The following is an 18634-nucleotide window of genomic DNA, read 5'->3' as shown; positions in this document are numbered from 1 at the left end:
ATCAGCGTTGCAGGGCCTCGGCAATCGGGGCTTTGCTGAGGCCGAAACTGAGCATCACCGCCAACCCGAGCACACCGATACCGGCGCCCAGCCACAGCGCCGACGACACGCCAGCGTGATCGACCATCAAGCCGCCGAACAGCGAACCCGAGGCGATCGCCACCTGGAACGTGGTCACCAACATGGCGGAACTGGCTTCCGGCAATTGCGGCGACGTCAGTTGCATCCAGGTGCTCACGCCCAGCGGAATCGCGCCATAAGCAACGCCCCAAACCAGTACCGCCAATGCCACGCCCCAGCCGTGTAAGGCAGGCAACGCCAGTTGCGCGATCACCATCAACACCACCACCGCCCCCAAAGACAGGCGCAGATGCCGGACGATGCTGCCAGCCATGACGAAGTTGGCGAGCATGCCCAACAGACCGAAGCCGAGCAGAATCGCGGTGATCGCACTCGGTGAGTAACCGGCTTCGTTTGCAAGGAACGGCGCAATGTAGGTGTAGGCCGTGAAGTGAGCCGCGACCACCGTGCCCAACAGCAGCATGCTGCGCCGGGCGTTACTGCGCGCCAGGAACCCCAGCAATGCGCGCACTTGCAAACCTTCGCGCGATGGCAGCGATGGCAAGGTCAGCCACTGCGCCAGTAACGTCAGCAACGCCAACCCGGCCGTGGCCGCGAACGACACCCGCCAGGAAAACAACGTGCTGACAAACGTGCCAAACGGCACTCCGAGCACCGTCGCCAGGGTGATGCCGCCGAAGATCAGCGCGGTGGCTTTCGCGGCTTTTGATTGACTGACCAAACGCCCGGCCGCCGCAATCGCCACCGCCCAGAAACCGCCCAGCGCGACACCCAAGAGTCCTCGTCCCAGCAACATGATTGGCAACGACGGCGCCATAGCCGACACCAGGTTGGAAGCCACCAGCAACAGCGTTAATAACAGCAGCAGATGCCGGCGATTCATCTTCCCGGCGCCGAGCATGATCGCCGGTGCGGAGATCGCCGCGACGATGCCCGGCACGGTCACCATCAGCCCCGCCACGCCATCGGTGATGCCCAGGCTGTTGGCGATTTGCGGCAGGATGCCCACCGGCAGGTATTCGGTGGTGACAAACGCAAAGGCGCCGAGGGCGACCGAAGCCACCGACAGCCATTCGCGCATTGTAGAGGGTGGCTCAAGCGCAAGCGCCGGGGTGGCCGGTATAGCGTGCATATCGTTCATGAGGGGAAGCTCCACAGTCAGAAGTGGAGCCATGGTAGGGAGCGAGCCGACGCGGAAAAACGGTGCAGGGCTCCGATCACTGTGGATCGATCGCTCCGCAATCAACCGCTCTGGCCTGTGCATTAGCGCCGTTTCTGTCCAAAGAGTTCGGCCGTGCGCCCTGTTTTTCTTGAGGGCTGTGCTCCCTAGTCTGTGCCTTGTCTGCTATCCACTCACGAGGCTAAACCTATGACCCCTTCAAACACCCCCATTCGCGTCGGCATCGTCGGCGTGGGTACCTGGGCCCGCCACGGTCACTTGCGCGTGCTCGCCCTGCTGCCGCAATACAATGTGCAAGCGGTGTACAGCGAACGCCGCGAACGTGCTGAAGCAGCGGCCAGCGAATACGAGATTCCGCAAGTCGCTGACTCGCTCGACGCCTTGGTGAATAACCCCGAGGTCGACCTGGTGGTGGTGCTCAACACCGCGCCCCAGCACGAACAAACCGTGCGCGCCGCCATTGCTGCCGGCAAAAACGTCTATTGCGAATGGCCGCTGACCACGACCACCGCCGCTTCCGAGCAATTGGTGCACTTGGCCAAAGACGCTGGTGTGCGCCACATCGTCGGCCTGCAACGCCGCCATGCGCCGCATAACCGCTATCTGCATGACTTGTTGCAGCAAGGGTATGTCGGCCAGTTGCGCTCGGTGCGGATGCACGTCAGTACCCATTATTTCCAGGCCCTGCGTGCCAATGCCCTGCGCTGGACCGCGCCTGAAGAAAATTTCTCCAGCATCGTGTCCATCTACGCCGGGCACTTCCTCGACATGCTGTTCACCGCCACCGGTTGGCCGCTGAGTGTGTCGGGGTTGATGGTCAGTCAGTTTCCGAAAGTCACCCTCATCGAAACCGGCGAAGTGCTGGACAGCACCGCGCCGGATCAACTGGTGCTCAATGGCTTGCTGGAAAACGGCGCAGTGATTTCGATCCATATCGAGGGCGGCAAACGTAACGGCTCCGGCGTGCAAATCGACATCACCGGCGACCAGGGCGACCTGAAAATCACCAACCGCTCAGCCTTCGGCGGCGTGGGCGACGACTATGTGATCGAAGGCGCCCACGGTGATGACCTGCCGCTGCAAATCCTGCCGTTGCCGGACAGTTACCAGCGCTTGCCTGAATCGGGATTGCCGTCGGCCGTGCTGGAACTGGCGGAGTTGTATCACGTGTTTGCGCAAGACCTGGCGGACGGCACCCACGCGGCGGCGACGTTCGAAGATGCACTGCGGATGCACCGGTTGCTGGATGTGGCCAAGGTCACGAATCAACTGACTGTCCGGTAGGAGCACAGCTTGCTCGCGAAGAGGCCGGTACATCCAACATCGATGTCGACTGACACTCCGTCTTCGCGAGCAAGCCCGCTCCCACAGGGGGTGGTGGCGAGCACACAATTACCAATCCACGCTAAACCCTGTGGGAGCGTGGCTTGCCCGCGAAGAGGCCGGTACATCCAACATTGATGTCGGCTGACACTCCGCCTTCGCGAGCAAGCCCGCTCCCACAGGGGGATTGGCGGCGGGCGCGTCATCTTCAAACCGCGCGAAACCTAAAGTTGTTACTCTCGCAGCCGATTTGCTCTAGCCAATCCAAGCTGCGAAGGACCGTCAGATGTATTACCCCCGCGAAGCCGAAAAAGACCATTTGTTCAACCGCGTGATCCTGTTGACCGTCGCCTGCTGCGTAGTCTTGCTCCTGGCCAGCATGGCTCGCGGCGAAGGCATTTTGTATGCAGCCCTGAAGTTGGGCGCCATCGAAACCACCGGCACCGTCACGCAACTGGACGACATCCCGATGAACCGCGACGGCAAGGTCATCCACTACACCTACACCGATGACAAAGGCCGGGCTCACGAAGCGGAATACGTCGATGAGCGCTACGCCCAAAACGCCCACTATGAAACCGGTGGGCCTATTCCTCTGCTGTACTCACGCTGGTTGCCAGAGAAAAACAGCATCGCCAGCCTGGTAGAGAGTAATCGTCCGGGCTTCTACATCATGACCGGCGGCGTGTTGCTGGCACTGTTGTTTCTGGGGATTTCGTTCAGGACGCTGGGGCGGATTTATGCGATGAAGGAAGAGGATCGGTTTTACTGAGCCGGCGATCAACACTCAAATGACCCGCCAAGGATAACGTCATGCCCCCACTGATTTGGGACCTGTTCGACCTGTTCAACGTACTCGGAGTGATTCCCCTCGAAGAAGAATCGGGAATTTCGCACCGATACACCGTCGAACAAGGTCCCGTTCGGTTGCAACTGACCATTTGGCAATTCAATGCCGACGTGGAAGTGAAACTATGGGCCGCTCCATTGCCAAACCCGATCATTCGCTACTCGATGCTCGATTGCCCTGGAATCAGAGTCGTGGACGATAAGCGCGGCCGGTTTATCGAATTTGCGGCAGCGAATACGTTTACTGGCCGATACGATGGTTACTCCGTCATCCCGTACGGTTTGAGGCTTTGGATTGAGCCGCAGATTTTCCTGGAACCGTTTGCATACTCGGCCTGAGCCCCATCGCGTTGATCAGCTCAACTCTTCGCACAAGCCACGGGTAAAGTCGCGGCCATCATGGGTGATGCAGGTAAACGGCCGAAGTTGCAGGACCGGATTTTGGTGGCTGGCCACTTTGGGCCGGTGCCGTTCGTAAGCCATGCGATAACTGCCGGCTGGTACGCTCAGACGCACCAGGTCATGTTGGCCGAGCGTGGCGTAATAACTGGCGAGCTTGCGCCGCAATCGACCGACCTGCACCCGCACCACCGGATCGTCGCCGGTACAATACATCGCTGGATCACGCCGAAACACGGCGATGCCGATGGCATGCTCGGTGAGGGAGATGTTCGAAAATTGAAGGTCGTGTTCAACCAGAAAACGCAGCAAGCCGCCCATCCGCCGCGACTTGGCGAACAATGGACTCGCCAGGAGCTGCGCCAGTACACGCTCCACTTCTTCACGAACGAACAGTTCAGGAACTGCTTGCACACTTGTATCGGCAATACGTTTGATCACCATCAGCCTGCCTCCATGCAGATTGTTGCGTTCAACTCGGGTTTTGCACGGGGAAGCGTAGCAGTTGGAAGGGATTGTGTAGTGGCACCTTGATATATGGCTGCCCGGGATTGGGGTGGATCACAAATAATGCGTCCACTGAAGATCCAGTGTGGGAGCGAGCCTGCTCGCGAAAGCGGTGGGTCAGTCGACATCCATTCTGAATGTACCGGCCTCTTCGCGAGCAGGCTCGCTCCCACAGGGGATTGGGGTTGGCCGCGAATGCTGCGTTAGTCAGAGATTCAATGTGGGGGCGGGCTTGCTCGCGAAAGCGGTGTGTCAGTCAACATCAATGCTGAATGTTCCGGCCTCTTCGCGGGCAAGCCACGCTCCCACAGGGGATTGGGGTTGGTCGCAAATGCTGCGTTAGCCAGAGATCCAGTGTGGGAGCGGGCTTGCTCGCGAAAGCGGTGTGTCAGTCGACATCCATTCTGAATGTGCCGGCCTCTTCGCGAGCAGGCTCGCTCCCACAGGGGATTGGGGTTGGCCGCGAATGCTGCGTTAGCCAGAGATTCAATGTGGGAGCGGGCTTGCTCGCGAAAGCGGTATGTCAGCCAACATCCATTCTGAATGTGCCGGCCTCTTCGCGGGCAAGCCTCGCTCCCACAGGGGATTGGGGTTGGCCGCAAATGCTGCGTTAGTCAGCGATCCAGTGTGGGAGCGAGCCTGCTCGCGAAAGCGGTGTGTCAGTCGACATCAATACTGAATGTACCGGCCTCTTCGCGGGCAAGCCTCGCTCCCACAGGGGATTGGGGTTGGCCGCAGGCAGGTTATTGTTCTGGCGCAACGATGCGAAAGCGGATGTTGATGTCTTTGGACACCACGCCATCCGCCCACTCGCCCTCGCCGATTTTGAAGTCATCCCGGTTGAGCGCGAATTCGCCGACGAACACGCCGATACCGCTTTCGGGCTTCAACTGGACTTGAACCTCCACGCGATGGGTGATGGTTTTGAGGGTGAGATCGCCAGTAAACAGATAGCGGTTGTCGCCCAGGGCCTTGACGCTGGTGGATTTGAAAACCCCGAGCGGGTAAGTGGCCGTGTCGAACCACGCAGGCTTTTGCAGTTCAGTATTGGCATCGCTGCTGCCTGCGTCGATGCTGGCGAGTTGGATACTCAGCGCCGCATGGGCCGCCGAGGGTTTTTGCGTGTCGAAATCGAGGGTGCCTTCGAACTGGCTGAACGTGCCATACACCCGCGAGCCAAACTGGCTGTAGGTAAAGCTGATCTGGCTGGCGGCTGGGTTGACCTGGTTGTACTCAACGGCTTGAGCGCATGAAGCGAAGACCATGGCGGCAGCGATTGCGGCGCAGCGCGGGAACCGAAAGCGCATGAGATTCTCCGGTCAGGCTTTTTATGATTGGGCATCGCGCGTGTTGGCCAGCGATAAGTGGACTAAAGCAAATAACCGCTGTTTATTCCACTGGCGCTGGCCTGAAGGATACAAACCCGTCGCCGCACTCAATCGCTATCGATCTCCAGCGATTCAAACAAACGGGTAAATTCAGCAATCGCCGGCCGGATATCCCGCTCAAACGCCCGATCATAATCCTCTCGCCGCCCCAAACTCTCTTCACAGAGCCTAAACAGCCAATCGGGCGTAATCAGGGTGAATTCGCACTGATCAACCTGCGTGCCGGGCGCATGGCATGTGGCTTGGGTGATCATTCGGAAGCGCCGCCTCGGTGCTGTTTCGGGGGATTGCGCGTTAAACAGCTCATGCAGGCGCAACTCATCGGAGTTCACCCCTTCTCTCATCGTCAGAACCAGGCTGACAAACGTGTCCGTCTCAGCGCCGCCACTCAGGCGAATATGTTGAGAAAGTGCAACCGTGCGGGCAACCAGCGCGGTGGTTTCCCGCAAACAATGCGCCACATTGGACACATCGAACGGGTAATTCAGCGACTTGGATTTCCAGGCATTCCGGCGGCTTTTTTTCGGTGACGGTTTAGGCGATTGAAACGGCTTGTGTGCCCGGTTCCACTTCGGGTTTTCGACAATGATCGCGTGCTTTTCGGCTTCAGCCGCCAATGCCAGATTGGGGAACCGTTCTATCTCGATGGAAGCAATTTCGTCGGCCCAGCGGGATGACCGGCGGTGCTGCGACAACCTGGAAACGGTGCTCAGCGAGATGCCTACGTAAAGCAGGTTTTTGGCGGAATCAAAATGTCGGTATAGCTCTCTGCCTCGAGTCGCCATGTGCAATAGACCTCCCTGGTCAATTGTGAAAACGGTCCGAGGCTACTAATTCGCTATCACTCTGTCCAGTCGTGGGAAATTTCCGACCCGGACATTTTCCCCTTTAAATAGTTGATAAACGCCGTCACCTTGGGCGATGGCAAATGCTCCCGCGCCGTCACCGCATTCAGATCCTGCGGCGGGCCGATCCATTCGGGCAAGACCCTGCACAACCGCCCCGCCTCAACATCAATCCGCATGCTCCGATCCATGCCAAGACTCAGCCCTTCACCGGCCAGCAACGCATCCTTCAACAGCGCCGGGTCGTTGGCGATGATCGTCGGTTCAACCCGATAATTGCGCAACTTGACGCCCGCCTTACGCAACGGCCAGACGTAACCCACATCGCGGCGCGCCTGATTCAGCACCAGCGTGGGGTGCTGAATCAACTCGTCAGGCGTGGTCGGTTGGCCATGACGCGCCATGTATTCCGGAGCGGCGTAAACGCCAGTGGCGTAACTGGCCAACCGCCGCGCCACCAGGCTCGAATCTGGCAGCGCGCCGAGGCGCAACGCCACGTCGATCTCCTCCCCCACCAGATCCAGCGGCACATGGGACGCCAATATCTCCAGCTTGATCTCCGGATACGCCTGCCGAAACCCGGCCACCAACGGCGCAAACCAACTGACCCCGAACGAGTACGGCACCGTCACCCGCAACCAGCCACGCGGGCCGTCGCGCAACTGATGCACCGCCAGTTCGGCGTGTTCAAAGATCGTGGCGATGTCCTTGCATTGCTCGTAGTAAACCGCCCCGGCCTCGGTAAGGCTCAACTGGCGGGTGGTGCGGCGCAGCAGTTGCACGCCGATGGCCTGCTCCAACTCGCGTACACGGCGGCTGACGGTGGTCTTGGGAATCTGCAAGGCCTGGGCCGCCGCAGTAAAGCTGCCCAGGCGCACTACCCGTACGAACACCAGCGTGTCATTCAAGTCCCGGATCATCGCGTTGCCTGTCATGGTGGAATCGCTGGATTGTGCCACCAACGGCATATTTCATACCGCTTTTATGGGCTAATCAGCGAACCGTACGCGCCCTATCCTCGGGTCTCTTAAGTGGAGACTGCTCATGAACTTGAACGAATACGCGACTTACGACGGCATCGGCCTCGCCCAATGGGTGGCGGCTGGCGAAGTCACCACGGCAGAACTGGCCGAACTGGCGTTGGCCGCCGTAAACCGGGTCAACCCGCAGATCAACGCCGTTATCGAAACCTGGTCGCCCAGCGTGACTGAAGGCACCGGACCGCTGGCCGGCGTGCCATTTCTGATCAAAGATTTGGCCATCACCTCGGCAGGCCGGCGCGTGGAGTTGGGCAGTCGCCTGGCGCAAGGCCTGGTGGCGGAATCCGACTCGTACCTGATGCAACGCTTCAACGCCGCCGGCCTCGCCACCCTCGGCCGCACCACCACGCCGGAAATGGCCTTCAGCACCGAAACCGAATCCGCCCTGCAAGGCCCGACCCGCAACCCGTGGGACCTTCGGTTATCGGCCGGTGGATCGAGCGGCGGTTCAGGTGCCGCAGTCGCCGCTGGCATCGTGCCGATTGCCCATGCCACCGACGCCGCCGGTTCAATCCGCGTACCGGCAGCCTTCAACGGTTTGGTCGGCCTCAAACCAACACGCGGCCGCGCGTCCAACGGCCCGGCGCTGGACGAAGTGTTTGCCGGATTCGGCGTGCAACTCGGCCTGTCGCGAACCGTGCGCGACAGCGCGGCATTGATGGACATCGTCCAGGGCGGCGCGCCCGGCGATCCGTATTACACCGCCGCACCGGCCGAAGGCTTTCTCGCCCAAGTGGGCCGCGACCCGGGACGATTGCGCATCGGCCTGCTCGACACGCCTTGGAACGGCGCCCCGCTCGCCCCCGAAATCACCGACGCCACCCACGCCGTCGCCCGAGAACTCGAAGCCCTCGGCCACACCGTCGAGCAAGTCACCGCCCCGCTCGGCACCTCGTGGGATTCCTTCGTCGAAGCCAACGCGCACATCTGGTGCGCCACCCTCGTCCGCTGGATCGACGGCCTCGCCACCGCCACCTCGCGCCCCATCGACCTGACCACCCTCGAACCCGCCACCCTCGCCTGCTACGCCTTCGGCCAACAGGCTCGCGCGGTCGAGTTCGGCGGTGCGCTGGAAGTGCGCAACCTCATCGCCCGCAGCGTGGCGAGTTGGTTCGACGCCTTTGATGTGCTGCTGACACCCACCCTGCCGCGCCTGCCCCAGGCCCTGGGCACCTACAGCCTGGGCGCGGAAAACATGGATGGTTTGCAATGGACCGCGCGGGTGTTTGACCACTCGCCGTTTACCCCGGTGTTCAACGTGGCGGGGACGCCGGCGATCTCGTTGCCGTTGGGGATGTCGCACAGTCACGGTCTGCCCATCGGCCTGCAGTTTGCAGCGCGATTCGGTGCGGAGGATGTGTTGTTGCGGCTGGCGGGACAGTTGGAAGTGGGAATGCCATGGCATCAGCGCCGCCCCGGCGTCTGGGCAGGCAATCCATAAACCCGAACACACCCCAAATCCCCTGTGGGAGCGGGCTTGCTCGCGAAGGCGTCGTATCAGCCAACATCTACATTGACTGACACACCGCCTTCGCGAGCAAGCCCGCTCCCACAATGGACGGTGTATAAACCAACAATTGATCCCGGCAGGCAAATCCCCAAAAAGGCACGGAGAACATGAACAGCACCCTCGACCACCTCGCCATCGTCGCCCCCGACCTCGACACTGGCTGCGCCTTCGTAACCCACGCCCTCGGCGTCGACCTGCAATCCGGCGGCGCGCACCCACGCATGGGCACCCACAACCGCCTCCTGCGCCTCGGCCCCGACGTCTACCTGGAAGTGATCGCCATAGACCCCGCCGCCCAACGCCCCGGCCGGCCGCGCTGGTTTGGCATGGACGATTTGGATTTTGATGCACCGCCACACCTGGCCACCTGGGTCGCCCGCACCGACGACATCCAAGCCATGCCCGATGCCTGCCGCAACATCGTGGGCAACCCCGAACCCATGACCCGAGGCACCTTGTCCTGGCAAATCACCATCCCCGCCGACGGCATCCTGCCCCTGAACGGCTCAGCGCCCACGTTGATTCAATGGTCGCAAACACCCCATCCCGCAAGTGCCATGCTGGATCGAGGTTGTACGCTGATAGCGCTGGAGGTGTTCGATCCCGATCCCGAGAAAGTCCAGGCGATACTCACCGCGATCAACTTTTCCGGCCCGGTTCATCTTCATGGATTGCCAGCGACTGCAAAGCCCTACTCGCTGGCGCACATTCAAACGCCCCATGGCTTGAAAACACTACCGGTTTCAAACCTTTAAATCGGCACTTGCGCCGATTTTGATCGAGGGTAATTGAGCGCTTCGATCTCCGACTGGCTCAACTCGCCCGCTTCAAACTTCTGAAGCATGGCGCCGGCGACCTTGGCTTTCGGATGATCATCCTGATAAGCCATTTTGTGTTCACCCAGATAGTCGCTCAAGTTCATGGAGTAACCCACCACCTGGCAATTGGGGTACTTGGCCCGGGTCATGATGCTTTTGAACCGTGCAGCGAAAGACTTATTCTCCCCATCCGGCACACCGGAGAAACACGCATAGATCTTTATCTTTCCGGCAAAGGCCTTGTTGAGCTCTAACTTCTTGACGAACAAAATCGCAAGTCCTACAGAATCCAGACCGATCTTGCCATTGACGTCCTTGGCGATCAGATCCACGCCCGGCGCGCAGTGACCGTACACATAAATATGATCCTCAGGGCCCGTACACCCTTCGATCGCTGACTTGAGCTCTTCAATTTGGCCCAGATGAAAAAACTTATAAGCCTCGAACCCCTCAGGAACTTTTCCCGTCTCGATGTCCCTGATTTTATCCAGTTTTATCCGCCGGGCGGCCGTCCAGTTTTTCTTCGTCTGGGTAGCCTGCCCCGTCAAATTATCGAATGGAAAAATAACAATCCGTTTGCCCTTTTTCATGATCTTTCCCTGCCAGTGGGAGCACCTGAATCACAGGATCGTGGCGTCCGTTTCCTGCGGTGCTATCAAGCCTAGCAGCCATTGCCGGGGACGGTTCAGAAGTAATCGTCCAGCTTCAACCTCTGCAAAATTGCACTCCTTACCTCAGGCGCGGATTGCATATGACACGGCAGCGTTTCGAACGTGTAACCCCGGTGTGAGGGTGTGGCGATCACCGCTTTGCCATCGCTGACCAATGCCGCCCATGAATCTTGAGGCCGACCGGGAATGCCACAATCCCTGGGATGAAGATGAAACGAGGAAAACACCAGGGTTTCCTGAATGACGTCTTCGGCATGTTGGAGGATGTATTCCCAATATATCAACGCAATCATGACCGTAAAAATGGACCCTATAAAAACGCTCGCTAACATCAAAGAACGCCGCTTCTCGAGAACCCCTCGCTCATAGGCCTTCCAATGCGATGCGACCAAATGGTTGCGTTTAAGCGTCTCAAAGAAGGTCGGGGTAGTTATCGACATGAAAAACGACACGACAATCACTGCGACACTGGTCAACACCGTCACAAAACTCGCCCAGAAAAACACCAGAATCAGCGTCGTCAGGGTTTTCTGGGCAACGGGAAACTGCGCCGCGTCTATACGCGTGCGGTTGAGGATAAAAGAGTCGGCAAAGGCACTGGCGAGAAGACCAAACCCCACCGTTATCAATGCTGTCAGCAGCGTCATCCACCAGGCGTGTGCCTTGAACTTCGCGATGAGATTGAAATGCCGGATGGAGAGCACGGCCGAGCTGATGCAAATAACCACCAGAAAAAACCGACCGATATCCTTGTTGAGCGAACCGCCAAATTCGATCCAGAACAGCAGCATGAACAGCACTAACACCGACCCCAAGGTGATCGCCGCCCAATACTCCTGAGCCCCCCACCACCGGATGCTGTAGTTGAACTTCCAGGGCCAATGCTTTGAGTGCGTCCGGATAAAAAGTGGCCGATCCGTGAAGCGATCGATAATCGCCAGAATGAAAGCGATGAACAAATAGGTAGCGATATACGGGAGCATCGATCTTGAGCGTCCTTTCACAAAAATCGGGGGTGAAACAATGTCACGGTTATTACTGACGTCGTGAGCGGCGAACTACACCAACCGCTCAATCTTCTGATGCTGCCAGACAAACTTGTAGTACGCCGTCTGCAACGCCAACATCCCCAAATACGCCACCGGAAACGCCATCCACACACCTTGCAAACCGTACTTCGCGTCCAGCAGATATGCCACCGGCAACTGCACGCCCAACACGCAAACAATCGAAATCGCCATCGGCACCAACACCGTGCCGCTGGCCCGCATGATCCCGCCGATAATCGCCTGAAAGCCAAACACCAACAGACTCCACAACATAATGTGCAACAGATGCTCAGCCATCGCCCGGGTCGAGTCTTCCGTCAGGAACAACCCCAACAACCAGTGCGACAACAAATAACCCAACAACACCAAGCCACCGGTCAAACACACATTAATCAACATCCCCGTGCGCAAAATTGGTGTAATCCGCTCCAACCGCCCCGCCCCAATCGCCTGCGCCCCGAGAATCGACGCGGTGATCGCAATCGACAACGCCGGAAACTGCACGTAATTCACAATCTGCGTCACCGCCCCATACGCCGCCGTCGCCTGGGAACCGTGCTGATTCACCAACGCCAGAATCACCAACTCCGACGCCGACAACACCACCATTTGCAACCCGGTCGGCAACCCGATGCGCAACACCTTGCCCAGAATATCCAGGTCCAACCGCATCGCCGCAAACATCTCCCGATCCGGCGCCAACGGATGCCCTTTGCGAATCAACCGCCACGCCAACCACCCCATCGCCGACAAATTCCCCGCCAACCCCGCAAACGCAGCACTCTGAATCCCCATCGGCGCAAAACCCAACCAGCCTTTTATTAAGGCGGGAGTCAGCGCCAGACCAATGCACGTTGAAACGACCAACGCCACCAACGGCGAAACCGTATCACTCACCCCACGCAGCAACTGGGTGAACAACACGTACACCAACAGCGACGGCATGATCCACATCATCACGTGGGCGTAGGAAACCGCGTCGTCCAGCACATCCGCTGGGGTGCCCAAGCCTTGCAAGGCTGGCCTTGCGAACACACTGCCCAACACCGCCGCGACCAACCCGATCATCGCTCCCAACAGCAAGGTTGTGGCGGCGATGGTCTTCACCAAATGGGTTTCGCGTGCGCCCCAGGCTTGGCCGATGAGTACGCCAGCGCCCGCGCCGAGGCCGATGACCAGGGCGATGAAGAAGAACACGATTGGGAACATGCCGGAGACGGCCGCCAAGGCTTGGGTGCCGAGCATTTGGCCGATGTAGATGCTGTTTATGGTGCCCGACATGGATTGGAGGAAATTGGAGAGGACCATGGGGGCTAGGAAAAGGAGGTAGGTTTTCCAGAGGGGGGTTTGCATTGAGGCTCCGTCTCGGGGTGGCTGAGGCTTTGGGGATTCTACGCTAGGGTGCTGGCCTCGATGCGGTGCTATTTTAAGGATTTGGTTGGCGTGAGGGATAGCTGGCTTCTATCCAAACTTGCCTTTTGCGAAAGAGCAACTATCGGCCAACATCGGAAGTTCAGGTCATTAATAACCCGCAGACACTTGACTGACCATATAGGAATAATCCATCTACTTTATATCGAATTGAAGCAAAAATCCGAGACATCTAAAATGGAATTCCTATATCAAATGTGAAGTCACCTTCATAATGAAAAACACTTACCACAGCATTTGCCACCTCTTTTTTAAACTGACCATCTTGATTTAATTTGGCAATCATATCAAGATCTATATCATCCGCATTAATATCTACTGATAATGATTCTTGCTTTTCATTCCAACTCAAAGACAGATCTGAAACCATGGAAAATTTTCGAGTTTCCCGATAGAGAGCCATACGTAAAGCCGGTTTAGCTAGAGTATTAAATTCCGGCAACAACACTTGGGTTTTTGACCAGTCTTTGTATGCATCACGATAGAACCTATCATAATTTCCCTGAATAAACTCGCAATTACTCGCGTGCAACTTGGAGTATTGCTTCAACACTTCAGGAAATGCATTTGCAGTGATAAACTTAATTCTAGCGACCTCTTCTTTTTGGTTCAATATATATCGACATAGGTAGTCTTCAGAGTCCACCGATTCCGCTGAGACATCAGCGTCTTGAAATAAAATCCTAACCAACTCGCTTTCAATTACTGAGGCCAAATTAAATTGATAAACTCTTTTTTTGTTTTTCTGACGCTCATTCAGAATACTCATCTCATAAGACTGCGCCTTCATTAATGACGTAATTGAGGAAAATATATTTTTGTCGTTCTGCGGAGAGGAGTTGGCTTTACTCATTTCTTGGAAGGCAAATACATCTACATTTGGCGCAGAAAATAGCACCGGACATTCTTTTGATAATTTTTCGTGATAAGAAGGAGACCATGTCATTTTTGACATATAGTGATTGATAGCTGGATGATTAGTCCAGCCTTTGAAAGGACGCCAGTTATAGTTAGGGTCTTTATCATCCACCGGGCGAGATAGAAGTGCCCATGAGTTAGCTTCATTTTTTTACAGCTTACAATTATCACAGTATAAACACTTAAGTCTTTTAGATTTGTAACCTTGTAAGCTAGTAGATCAATCTCTCTTACGGTCCCCTCCAGGTCATCAATGTAGCAACGATTGCTAATTAGATGCCAGCTGTCTTGCCGAAAAGTTTGTCCAATCTCAAATTCCAATTTGAAGCCAGTCTTCGAAATTGATTGAGCAATTTTTACCAAGTCGATTGCCATAACACTCCTTTTACCTCATGATTCAACAGCACCGAAAAGCGCTGCGGTAGTTTATGTTAATCATAATTTGTCTTGTGCAGATTGGCTTCAGGTGAATGCCAGTAAAGCTGGGCACAGACAAAAAGCACTTTTAATGGGAAACAGCTTTGACATAATTTTTCTTGACCACTGGAATAAACCGTATTATCACATCTTGAAACTTGCATGTGTTTCGCAAGTGCTCGTGCATCAGTTTTAATTCATATTGAGCCATTAATGGTATTTCAGTTTTAACAGGAATCGTTACGCGCTGATCGTATAACAACCAAAGACAAACAACATAATCCTTGCCATGTAAATCCGCTATATTAGGTTTTATGTAGTCTAAGTACTCTGTCTTTTTTGTGCTGGCAGATAAACTTATATAATTCCTAATCTCACCAAGGAAAGATTGATCGTTAATGAAGGCATGACAATAGAATTGGGCCTGTGAAAATAAATAATTTGTTGAGGAAGAGTTTTTGTATGGTTTGCAATGAATAATTCTGATCTTATCCTCATTCGTGAGATCTAGAATGTCACAGAATTCTTTGTCTTTACGACCAGAGCCTATTTTAAGTTTTGCCTGATCAAACAAAACGCATGAGGGACGAATTTCGCAGATTTTTTTGTTAAAAATGCTCTCTCTATTCTGCATTCTTACATCATCGCTAATATCTATCCCCCTATAAACCTCCTCGCAAGCTTCTTCGTGGAGCGTGACTTTGGTGAAGTTGGTGATTTCGCTGTAAAAGTCACTATCTACCTCGAGCCACTTCCCATCACTTAATACAAAATATTTACCCCCAAGGCTTTGCTCAAAAGATAGACAGTTATATAGTGGCCATTTTTTGTAGCCAAGCACCTGATCCTCTTCATACGAGTATGCATATATATGTTTAGATTTCAGCTTCGCGACAGTTATTTTTCCCGCATCTATATGGTCGAATATTTGGCAAATTTCTAGATATGCATAGATTTTATCATCCGATCTTTTGTTGTTCGAGTAGGCGAATCCATAATCAGAATCAATTAGCACCTCTGGTATCCCAAGACTAATGCTACTCGTATTTTTTAAGCGGAGCTGAGTGACTAAACACTCATCTAGCGAGTTGCTATCTGACTCCACCGCCTCGTTAAAATGCTTATAGTTTGGAAATAGCCTAGTATATTCCTTACTTGCATAAGCCACTAAGAAATTTTCACAGTAGTCGATCAAGACCTGCCAGCTAAGCTTCTCTTTCCCAATAATTTTTATTGTTAAATTGTTTCGTCCCTGAAGCGTTATATTTCTGTGATCCTTCATGTGAGCCGAGATATACCTCAAGTCTTCCGCTTCGCTTAGGCCAAAAGCGAAAGAGTCAACTGGTTTATTAACCTGCCTATCAATATGTGTTGGTGTTATTGCGTGACTCTCACTTTTTGTCTGGCGTATTTCTTCGTTACCACACATATTCATAGCTGTTTTTATTCCAAAATCCGGCTCAAAAACATCGCGATCAAGATAGCTCACGGCACTCCGACCAAAGGTTGCAGCAAACACTCTACTTTTGACGGTAAGAAATAAAATTCCATTTGGATTCTTGCTTATTGAGCTGAAGAGCGGCGCTCCGTCCGAAGGGAGTTTTTCATTAATAAAGTTTAGCCATGGTGGGTTTGATTTCGTGGTCGTTGTCTCGAAGTATATAAACAGACAATCCGTCTCGTTGATTGAGAATTTGAATTCTCTTGCGGACAAATTTTTTAAAACGTCTTTTTTTTGATCAAATAAGGAATCGACTTTTTTATTTTCTCTTGCGAGAAAAAACGATATTTGTGCGATCTCAATTCCCTGTTCAGTCATGGTTTCCCCTCGGATTAGTCACACATTACTCAGTAGCTAAGCAGCATTAGTGCTTATGTCAATGAATCACCCTTATCTTTATGGACAAACCGGAAATTTTCTTTGGGTAGGGACTGACTCCTAGTCCTACCGTCCGCTCCTGGCTGAAGCGGACTACTTGTCCTACGTCTCGGACCCGCTTAGTCCAAACTCCCGCCTACAATCCATAACCGTCCTACAACAACCTCGGAAATTACGCCTATCCCCACGAGGCGATAAAACTTACAGTCACCCCGTCCCCCAAAAAGCGACCAGGTTTGGCGACCTGCAGATCGGATCAGTCCTTTACTTAAATCTGATTCGGAGTTTCACCCTTATGGAAAGATACATGCCCCTAACCGGAATCGACCTGGTCCCGGCTTCCCTGCTCATCGACACCCACGCTCCACTCGACGTCCTGCAAGCCACGGCGGATTACCGCATCCGCACGGTCACGCAGGTACTGGAAAACATCGCCTACCGCGCCGAGATCGGTTGTGACACGGTGGTGTTGGCGGATTTCTCCAAGCTGTTGGTCATTCCATTGCGTGACGGTTGTGACTTGATGGATGTGATTGGCCGGCGTTTGCGGGCGCAGGTTAAGGAGTGAATGAAACGGGCGCCTGTTTGGCGCCCGTTTTTTTGTGTCCGTGATGCCGTAGCATGGCGGATCTTGCGTCTCCCCTTCTTTTTTCGAGTAACCGATGAGCATGGATGAATTTCATCAAGGCAGCTGTCTCTGTGGCGCGGTGCGCTATGAGGTTTCGGGTCAGTTGAAAGCCGTGTCCCACTGTCATTGCAGCAGATGCCGAAAGGCCCATGGCGCCGCATTCGCGACGTATGCCAGCGTTCCCCGGTCGGACATTTCCATCGCGAGCAGTGTGGATGCGCTCAAGCGTTTTCAATCGTCGGCCGGGGTCACGCGGCAGTTTTGTTCGAATTGTGGGACTTCGTTGTTCTGGTCGGATTCGAATGGCGAGTTTGCGGATTGGATTTCGGTTGCGATTGGGACGCTGGATACGCCGTTCCGGGCGGAGAAGCAGCGGCATACGTGTGTTTCGGAGAGGGCTTCTTGGTTTGAAATTGAGGATCAGTGGCCGCAGGAGGGTTGATGGGGTTTGCCTGATGGAGTGCGATTGCGGGTTTTAGGGCTGCTTCGCAGCCCAGCGGGAGCAAGCTCCCTCGCCACAGGGGCGCCTGTCGATGGGGCCTGTTTGACGGACCGTGGTGCCTGACTTTACGACTGCTTCGCAGCCGAACGGGGGCAAGCCCCCTCGCCACAGGGGAGTGAGTCGATGGCGGTATTATCGACCTTGGCGATGGCCCATCGAGGCGATCATCATTGCTGTCGATGGTCACCATCACGTCAATGAAGTTCTCATAAAAAATCCTCGGCGTAACATCCGCTCCATACCCAACTAACAACACCCGGAGCACACGATCATGAAACGCCAAATCCTTCTCAGCATCGCTTTCTCGGTTTTCGCAGTTAACGCTTTTGCCGCGCCTTCTCGCACAATGATCGCTGAAGGCGGTTCGGATCGGTTGATTGAAAGCCGTGTGGCTGAGGGTGGTTCGGATCGTTTGATCGAGAATCGTGTGGCTGAAGGTGGTTCGGATCGTCTGATCGAAAAACGCGTTGCTGAAGGTGGTTCCGATCGTCTGATCGAGAATCGCGTTGCTGAAGGTGGTTCGGATCGTCTGCTGGAAAAACGCGTTGCTGAGGGTGGTTCGGATCGTCTGATCCAGAATCGCGTCGCCGAAGGTGGCTCTGATCGTCTGATCCAGAACCGCGTTGCTGAGGGTGGTTCGGATCGTCTGATCCAGAACCGCGTCGCCGAAGGTGGCTCTGATCGTCTGATCCAGAATCGCGTCGCAGAAGGTGGTTCGGACCGTCTGATCCAAAACCGCACCGCATAAGTAAATAGCTTTAAAGCAATCCCCAACAAAGAGCCCGGCCTGATCAGCCGGGCTTTTTCACGTCTGAAACGCCGCTATGGGACTAGCTCGACGTAACTGGACTCCCCGCCCCCACTCGCACCCGACAACCAACCCCATACGAAGGCCAGCGTGGTGCGCCCTGCGTCATCAACGCCTACCGTGCCACGGGACCAGCCGGCAAGCATCTCGCCTTCTGTCGTCAGGCAGTGATAAAGCAGTTCAATGCTATCGGGACCTGTCACGCGTCCGACTTGATGCCCCGTGCGAATCCGGCCGCCCTGGTAAGTGCCCGAAATGGCATCTTTCTCGACTTGGTAATGAAATACCGTGCCTGCGCCGGATACCCCGTGGGCGTTACCCGCTACCGTAAATCGGCGATTGTGCAAACGCTCGCTGACTTGAGAAAAGGGAGTTTCCATAAATGTCGCGT

At 55.2% G+C, this 18634-nt stretch carries 18 protein-coding genes and 1 pseudogene; 8 read left to right on the top strand and 11 right to left on the bottom strand.

All coding sequences use genetic code 11. The features are described from left to right. Position 1: 1 nt before the first annotated feature. Entirely contained in the window at positions 2 to 1222 is a 1221-nt protein-coding gene (locus ACIQY3_RS02265) for an MFS transporter (RefSeq protein ID WP_403016837.1), read from the bottom strand. 228 nt (positions 1223 to 1450) lie between these two features. Here ACIQY3_RS02265 and ACIQY3_RS02260 point away from each other — a divergent pair, with 228 nt between their 5' ends. The 3 genes from ACIQY3_RS02260 (at position 1451) to ACIQY3_RS02250 (ending at position 3772) form a co-directional block, all read left to right on the top strand. After that, a complete protein-coding gene (locus ACIQY3_RS02260) occupies positions 1451 to 2545 on the top strand; it encodes a Gfo/Idh/MocA family protein (RefSeq protein WP_403016835.1) in 1095 nt (364 codons plus the stop codon). Positions 2546 to 2870: 325 nt separating this feature from the next. Next, positions 2871 to 3356: a hypothetical protein gene (locus tag ACIQY3_RS02255; protein ID WP_401322476.1), complete on the top strand. Its 486-nt coding sequence runs from the start codon at positions 2871 to 2873 to the stop codon at positions 3354 to 3356. A 41-nt stretch (positions 3357 to 3397) separates the two neighbouring features. Next, positions 3398 to 3772 carry a Ypar14, super integron cassette gene (locus ACIQY3_RS02250; RefSeq protein ID WP_403016833.1) on the top strand — a complete coding sequence of 125 codons (375 nt, stop codon included), beginning with the start codon at positions 3398 to 3400 and terminating at the stop codon, positions 3770 to 3772. A gap of 18 nt (positions 3773 to 3790) precedes the next feature. On the opposite strand, the pseudogene ACIQY3_RS02245 reads toward ACIQY3_RS02250, so the two are convergent. From ACIQY3_RS02245 to ACIQY3_RS02230, 4 genes and pseudogenes are all read right to left on the bottom strand, one after another. Beyond that, positions 3791 to 4276, bottom strand: a pseudogene (locus ACIQY3_RS02245) (hypothetical protein); the annotation flags it as partial. Positions 4277 to 5082: 806 nt separating this feature from the next. After that, positions 5083 to 5646 carry a YceI family protein gene (locus tag ACIQY3_RS02240; RefSeq protein WP_403016830.1) on the bottom strand — a complete coding sequence of 188 codons (564 nt, stop codon included), beginning with the start codon at positions 5644 to 5646 and terminating at the stop codon, positions 5083 to 5085. Positions 5647 to 5774: 128 nt separating this feature from the next. After that, positions 5775 to 6512 carry a hypothetical protein gene (locus ACIQY3_RS02235; RefSeq protein ID WP_403016827.1) on the bottom strand — a complete coding sequence of 246 codons (738 nt, stop codon included), beginning with the start codon at positions 6510 to 6512 and terminating at the stop codon, positions 5775 to 5777. Positions 6513 to 6568: 56 nt separating this feature from the next. Then, positions 6569 to 7507 carry a LysR substrate-binding domain-containing protein gene (locus ACIQY3_RS02230; protein WP_403016825.1) on the bottom strand — a complete coding sequence of 313 codons (939 nt, stop codon included), beginning with the start codon at positions 7505 to 7507 and terminating at the stop codon, positions 6569 to 6571. Positions 7508 to 7616: 109 nt separating this feature from the next. Between ACIQY3_RS02230 and ACIQY3_RS02225 the strand changes: the two genes are divergently transcribed. Beyond that, positions 7617 to 9053 carry an amidase gene (locus tag ACIQY3_RS02225; protein WP_403016823.1) on the top strand — a complete coding sequence of 479 codons (1437 nt, stop codon included), beginning with the start codon at positions 7617 to 7619 and terminating at the stop codon, positions 9051 to 9053. Between the two features lie 176 nt (positions 9054 to 9229). Further along, the gene (locus ACIQY3_RS02220; RefSeq protein ID WP_403016821.1) at positions 9230 to 9877 is read left to right on the top strand and encodes a VOC family protein; all 648 of its coding nucleotides are present in this window, start codon (positions 9230 to 9232) and stop codon (positions 9875 to 9877) included. On the opposite strand, the gene ACIQY3_RS02215 is transcribed toward ACIQY3_RS02220, so the two are convergent. From ACIQY3_RS02215 to ACIQY3_RS02195, 5 genes are all read right to left on the bottom strand, one after another. Continuing rightward, a complete protein-coding gene (locus tag ACIQY3_RS02215) occupies positions 9874 to 10530 on the bottom strand; it encodes a hypothetical protein (protein WP_403016819.1) in 657 nt (218 codons plus the stop codon). The two genes, ACIQY3_RS02220 and ACIQY3_RS02215, sit on opposite strands and share 4 nt — an antisense overlap. Positions 10531 to 10625: 95 nt before the next feature. Further along, entirely contained in the window at positions 10626 to 11594 is a 969-nt protein-coding gene (locus ACIQY3_RS02210) for a hypothetical protein (protein ID WP_403016817.1), read from the bottom strand. 75 nt (positions 11595 to 11669) lie between these two features. After that, positions 11670 to 13013, bottom strand: a complete 1344-nt coding sequence (locus tag ACIQY3_RS02205) for an MATE family efflux transporter (RefSeq protein ID WP_403016815.1) — start codon at positions 13011 to 13013, stop codon at positions 11670 to 11672. A gap of 250 nt (positions 13014 to 13263) precedes the next feature. Continuing rightward, complete coding sequence (locus tag ACIQY3_RS02200; protein WP_403016813.1) at positions 13264 to 14121, bottom strand: hypothetical protein; 858 nt, start codon at positions 14119 to 14121, stop codon at positions 13264 to 13266. Positions 14122 to 14514: 393 nt separating this feature from the next. Then, complete coding sequence (locus ACIQY3_RS02195) at positions 14515 to 16245, bottom strand: DUF6119 family protein (RefSeq protein WP_403016811.1); 1731 nt, start codon at positions 16243 to 16245, stop codon at positions 14515 to 14517. Positions 16246 to 16600: 355 nt separating this feature from the next. Here ACIQY3_RS02195 and ACIQY3_RS02190 point away from each other — a divergent pair, with 355 nt between their 5' ends. From ACIQY3_RS02190 to ACIQY3_RS02180, 3 genes are all read left to right on the top strand, one after another. Next, complete coding sequence (locus ACIQY3_RS02190) at positions 16601 to 16873, top strand: hypothetical protein (protein WP_403016809.1); 273 nt, start codon at positions 16601 to 16603, stop codon at positions 16871 to 16873. A gap of 100 nt (positions 16874 to 16973) precedes the next feature. After that, entirely contained in the window at positions 16974 to 17375 is a 402-nt protein-coding gene (locus ACIQY3_RS02185; protein WP_403017630.1) for a GFA family protein, read from the top strand. A gap of 331 nt (positions 17376 to 17706) precedes the next feature. Beyond that, the gene (locus tag ACIQY3_RS02180) at positions 17707 to 18183 is read left to right on the top strand and encodes a phage infection protein (protein ID WP_403016807.1); all 477 of its coding nucleotides are present in this window, start codon (positions 17707 to 17709) and stop codon (positions 18181 to 18183) included. A gap of 74 nt (positions 18184 to 18257) precedes the next feature. Here the strand turns inward: ACIQY3_RS02180 and ACIQY3_RS02175 are convergent, their stop codons facing one another. Next, on the bottom strand, positions 18258 to 18623 hold the full coding sequence (locus tag ACIQY3_RS02175) for a hypothetical protein (RefSeq protein WP_403016805.1): 366 nt from the start codon (positions 18621 to 18623) through the stop codon (positions 18258 to 18260). Positions 18624 to 18634: the final 11 nt, after the last annotated feature.

It is taken from the genome of Pseudomonas sp. NPDC096950 (genome assembly GCF_044762525.1).
Taxonomy (GTDB): Bacteria; Pseudomonadota; Gammaproteobacteria; order Pseudomonadales; family Pseudomonadaceae; genus Aquipseudomonas.
The sequence above is the reverse complement of the archived record's forward strand: the minus strand, read 5'-3'. Positions and strand labels throughout refer to the sequence as shown.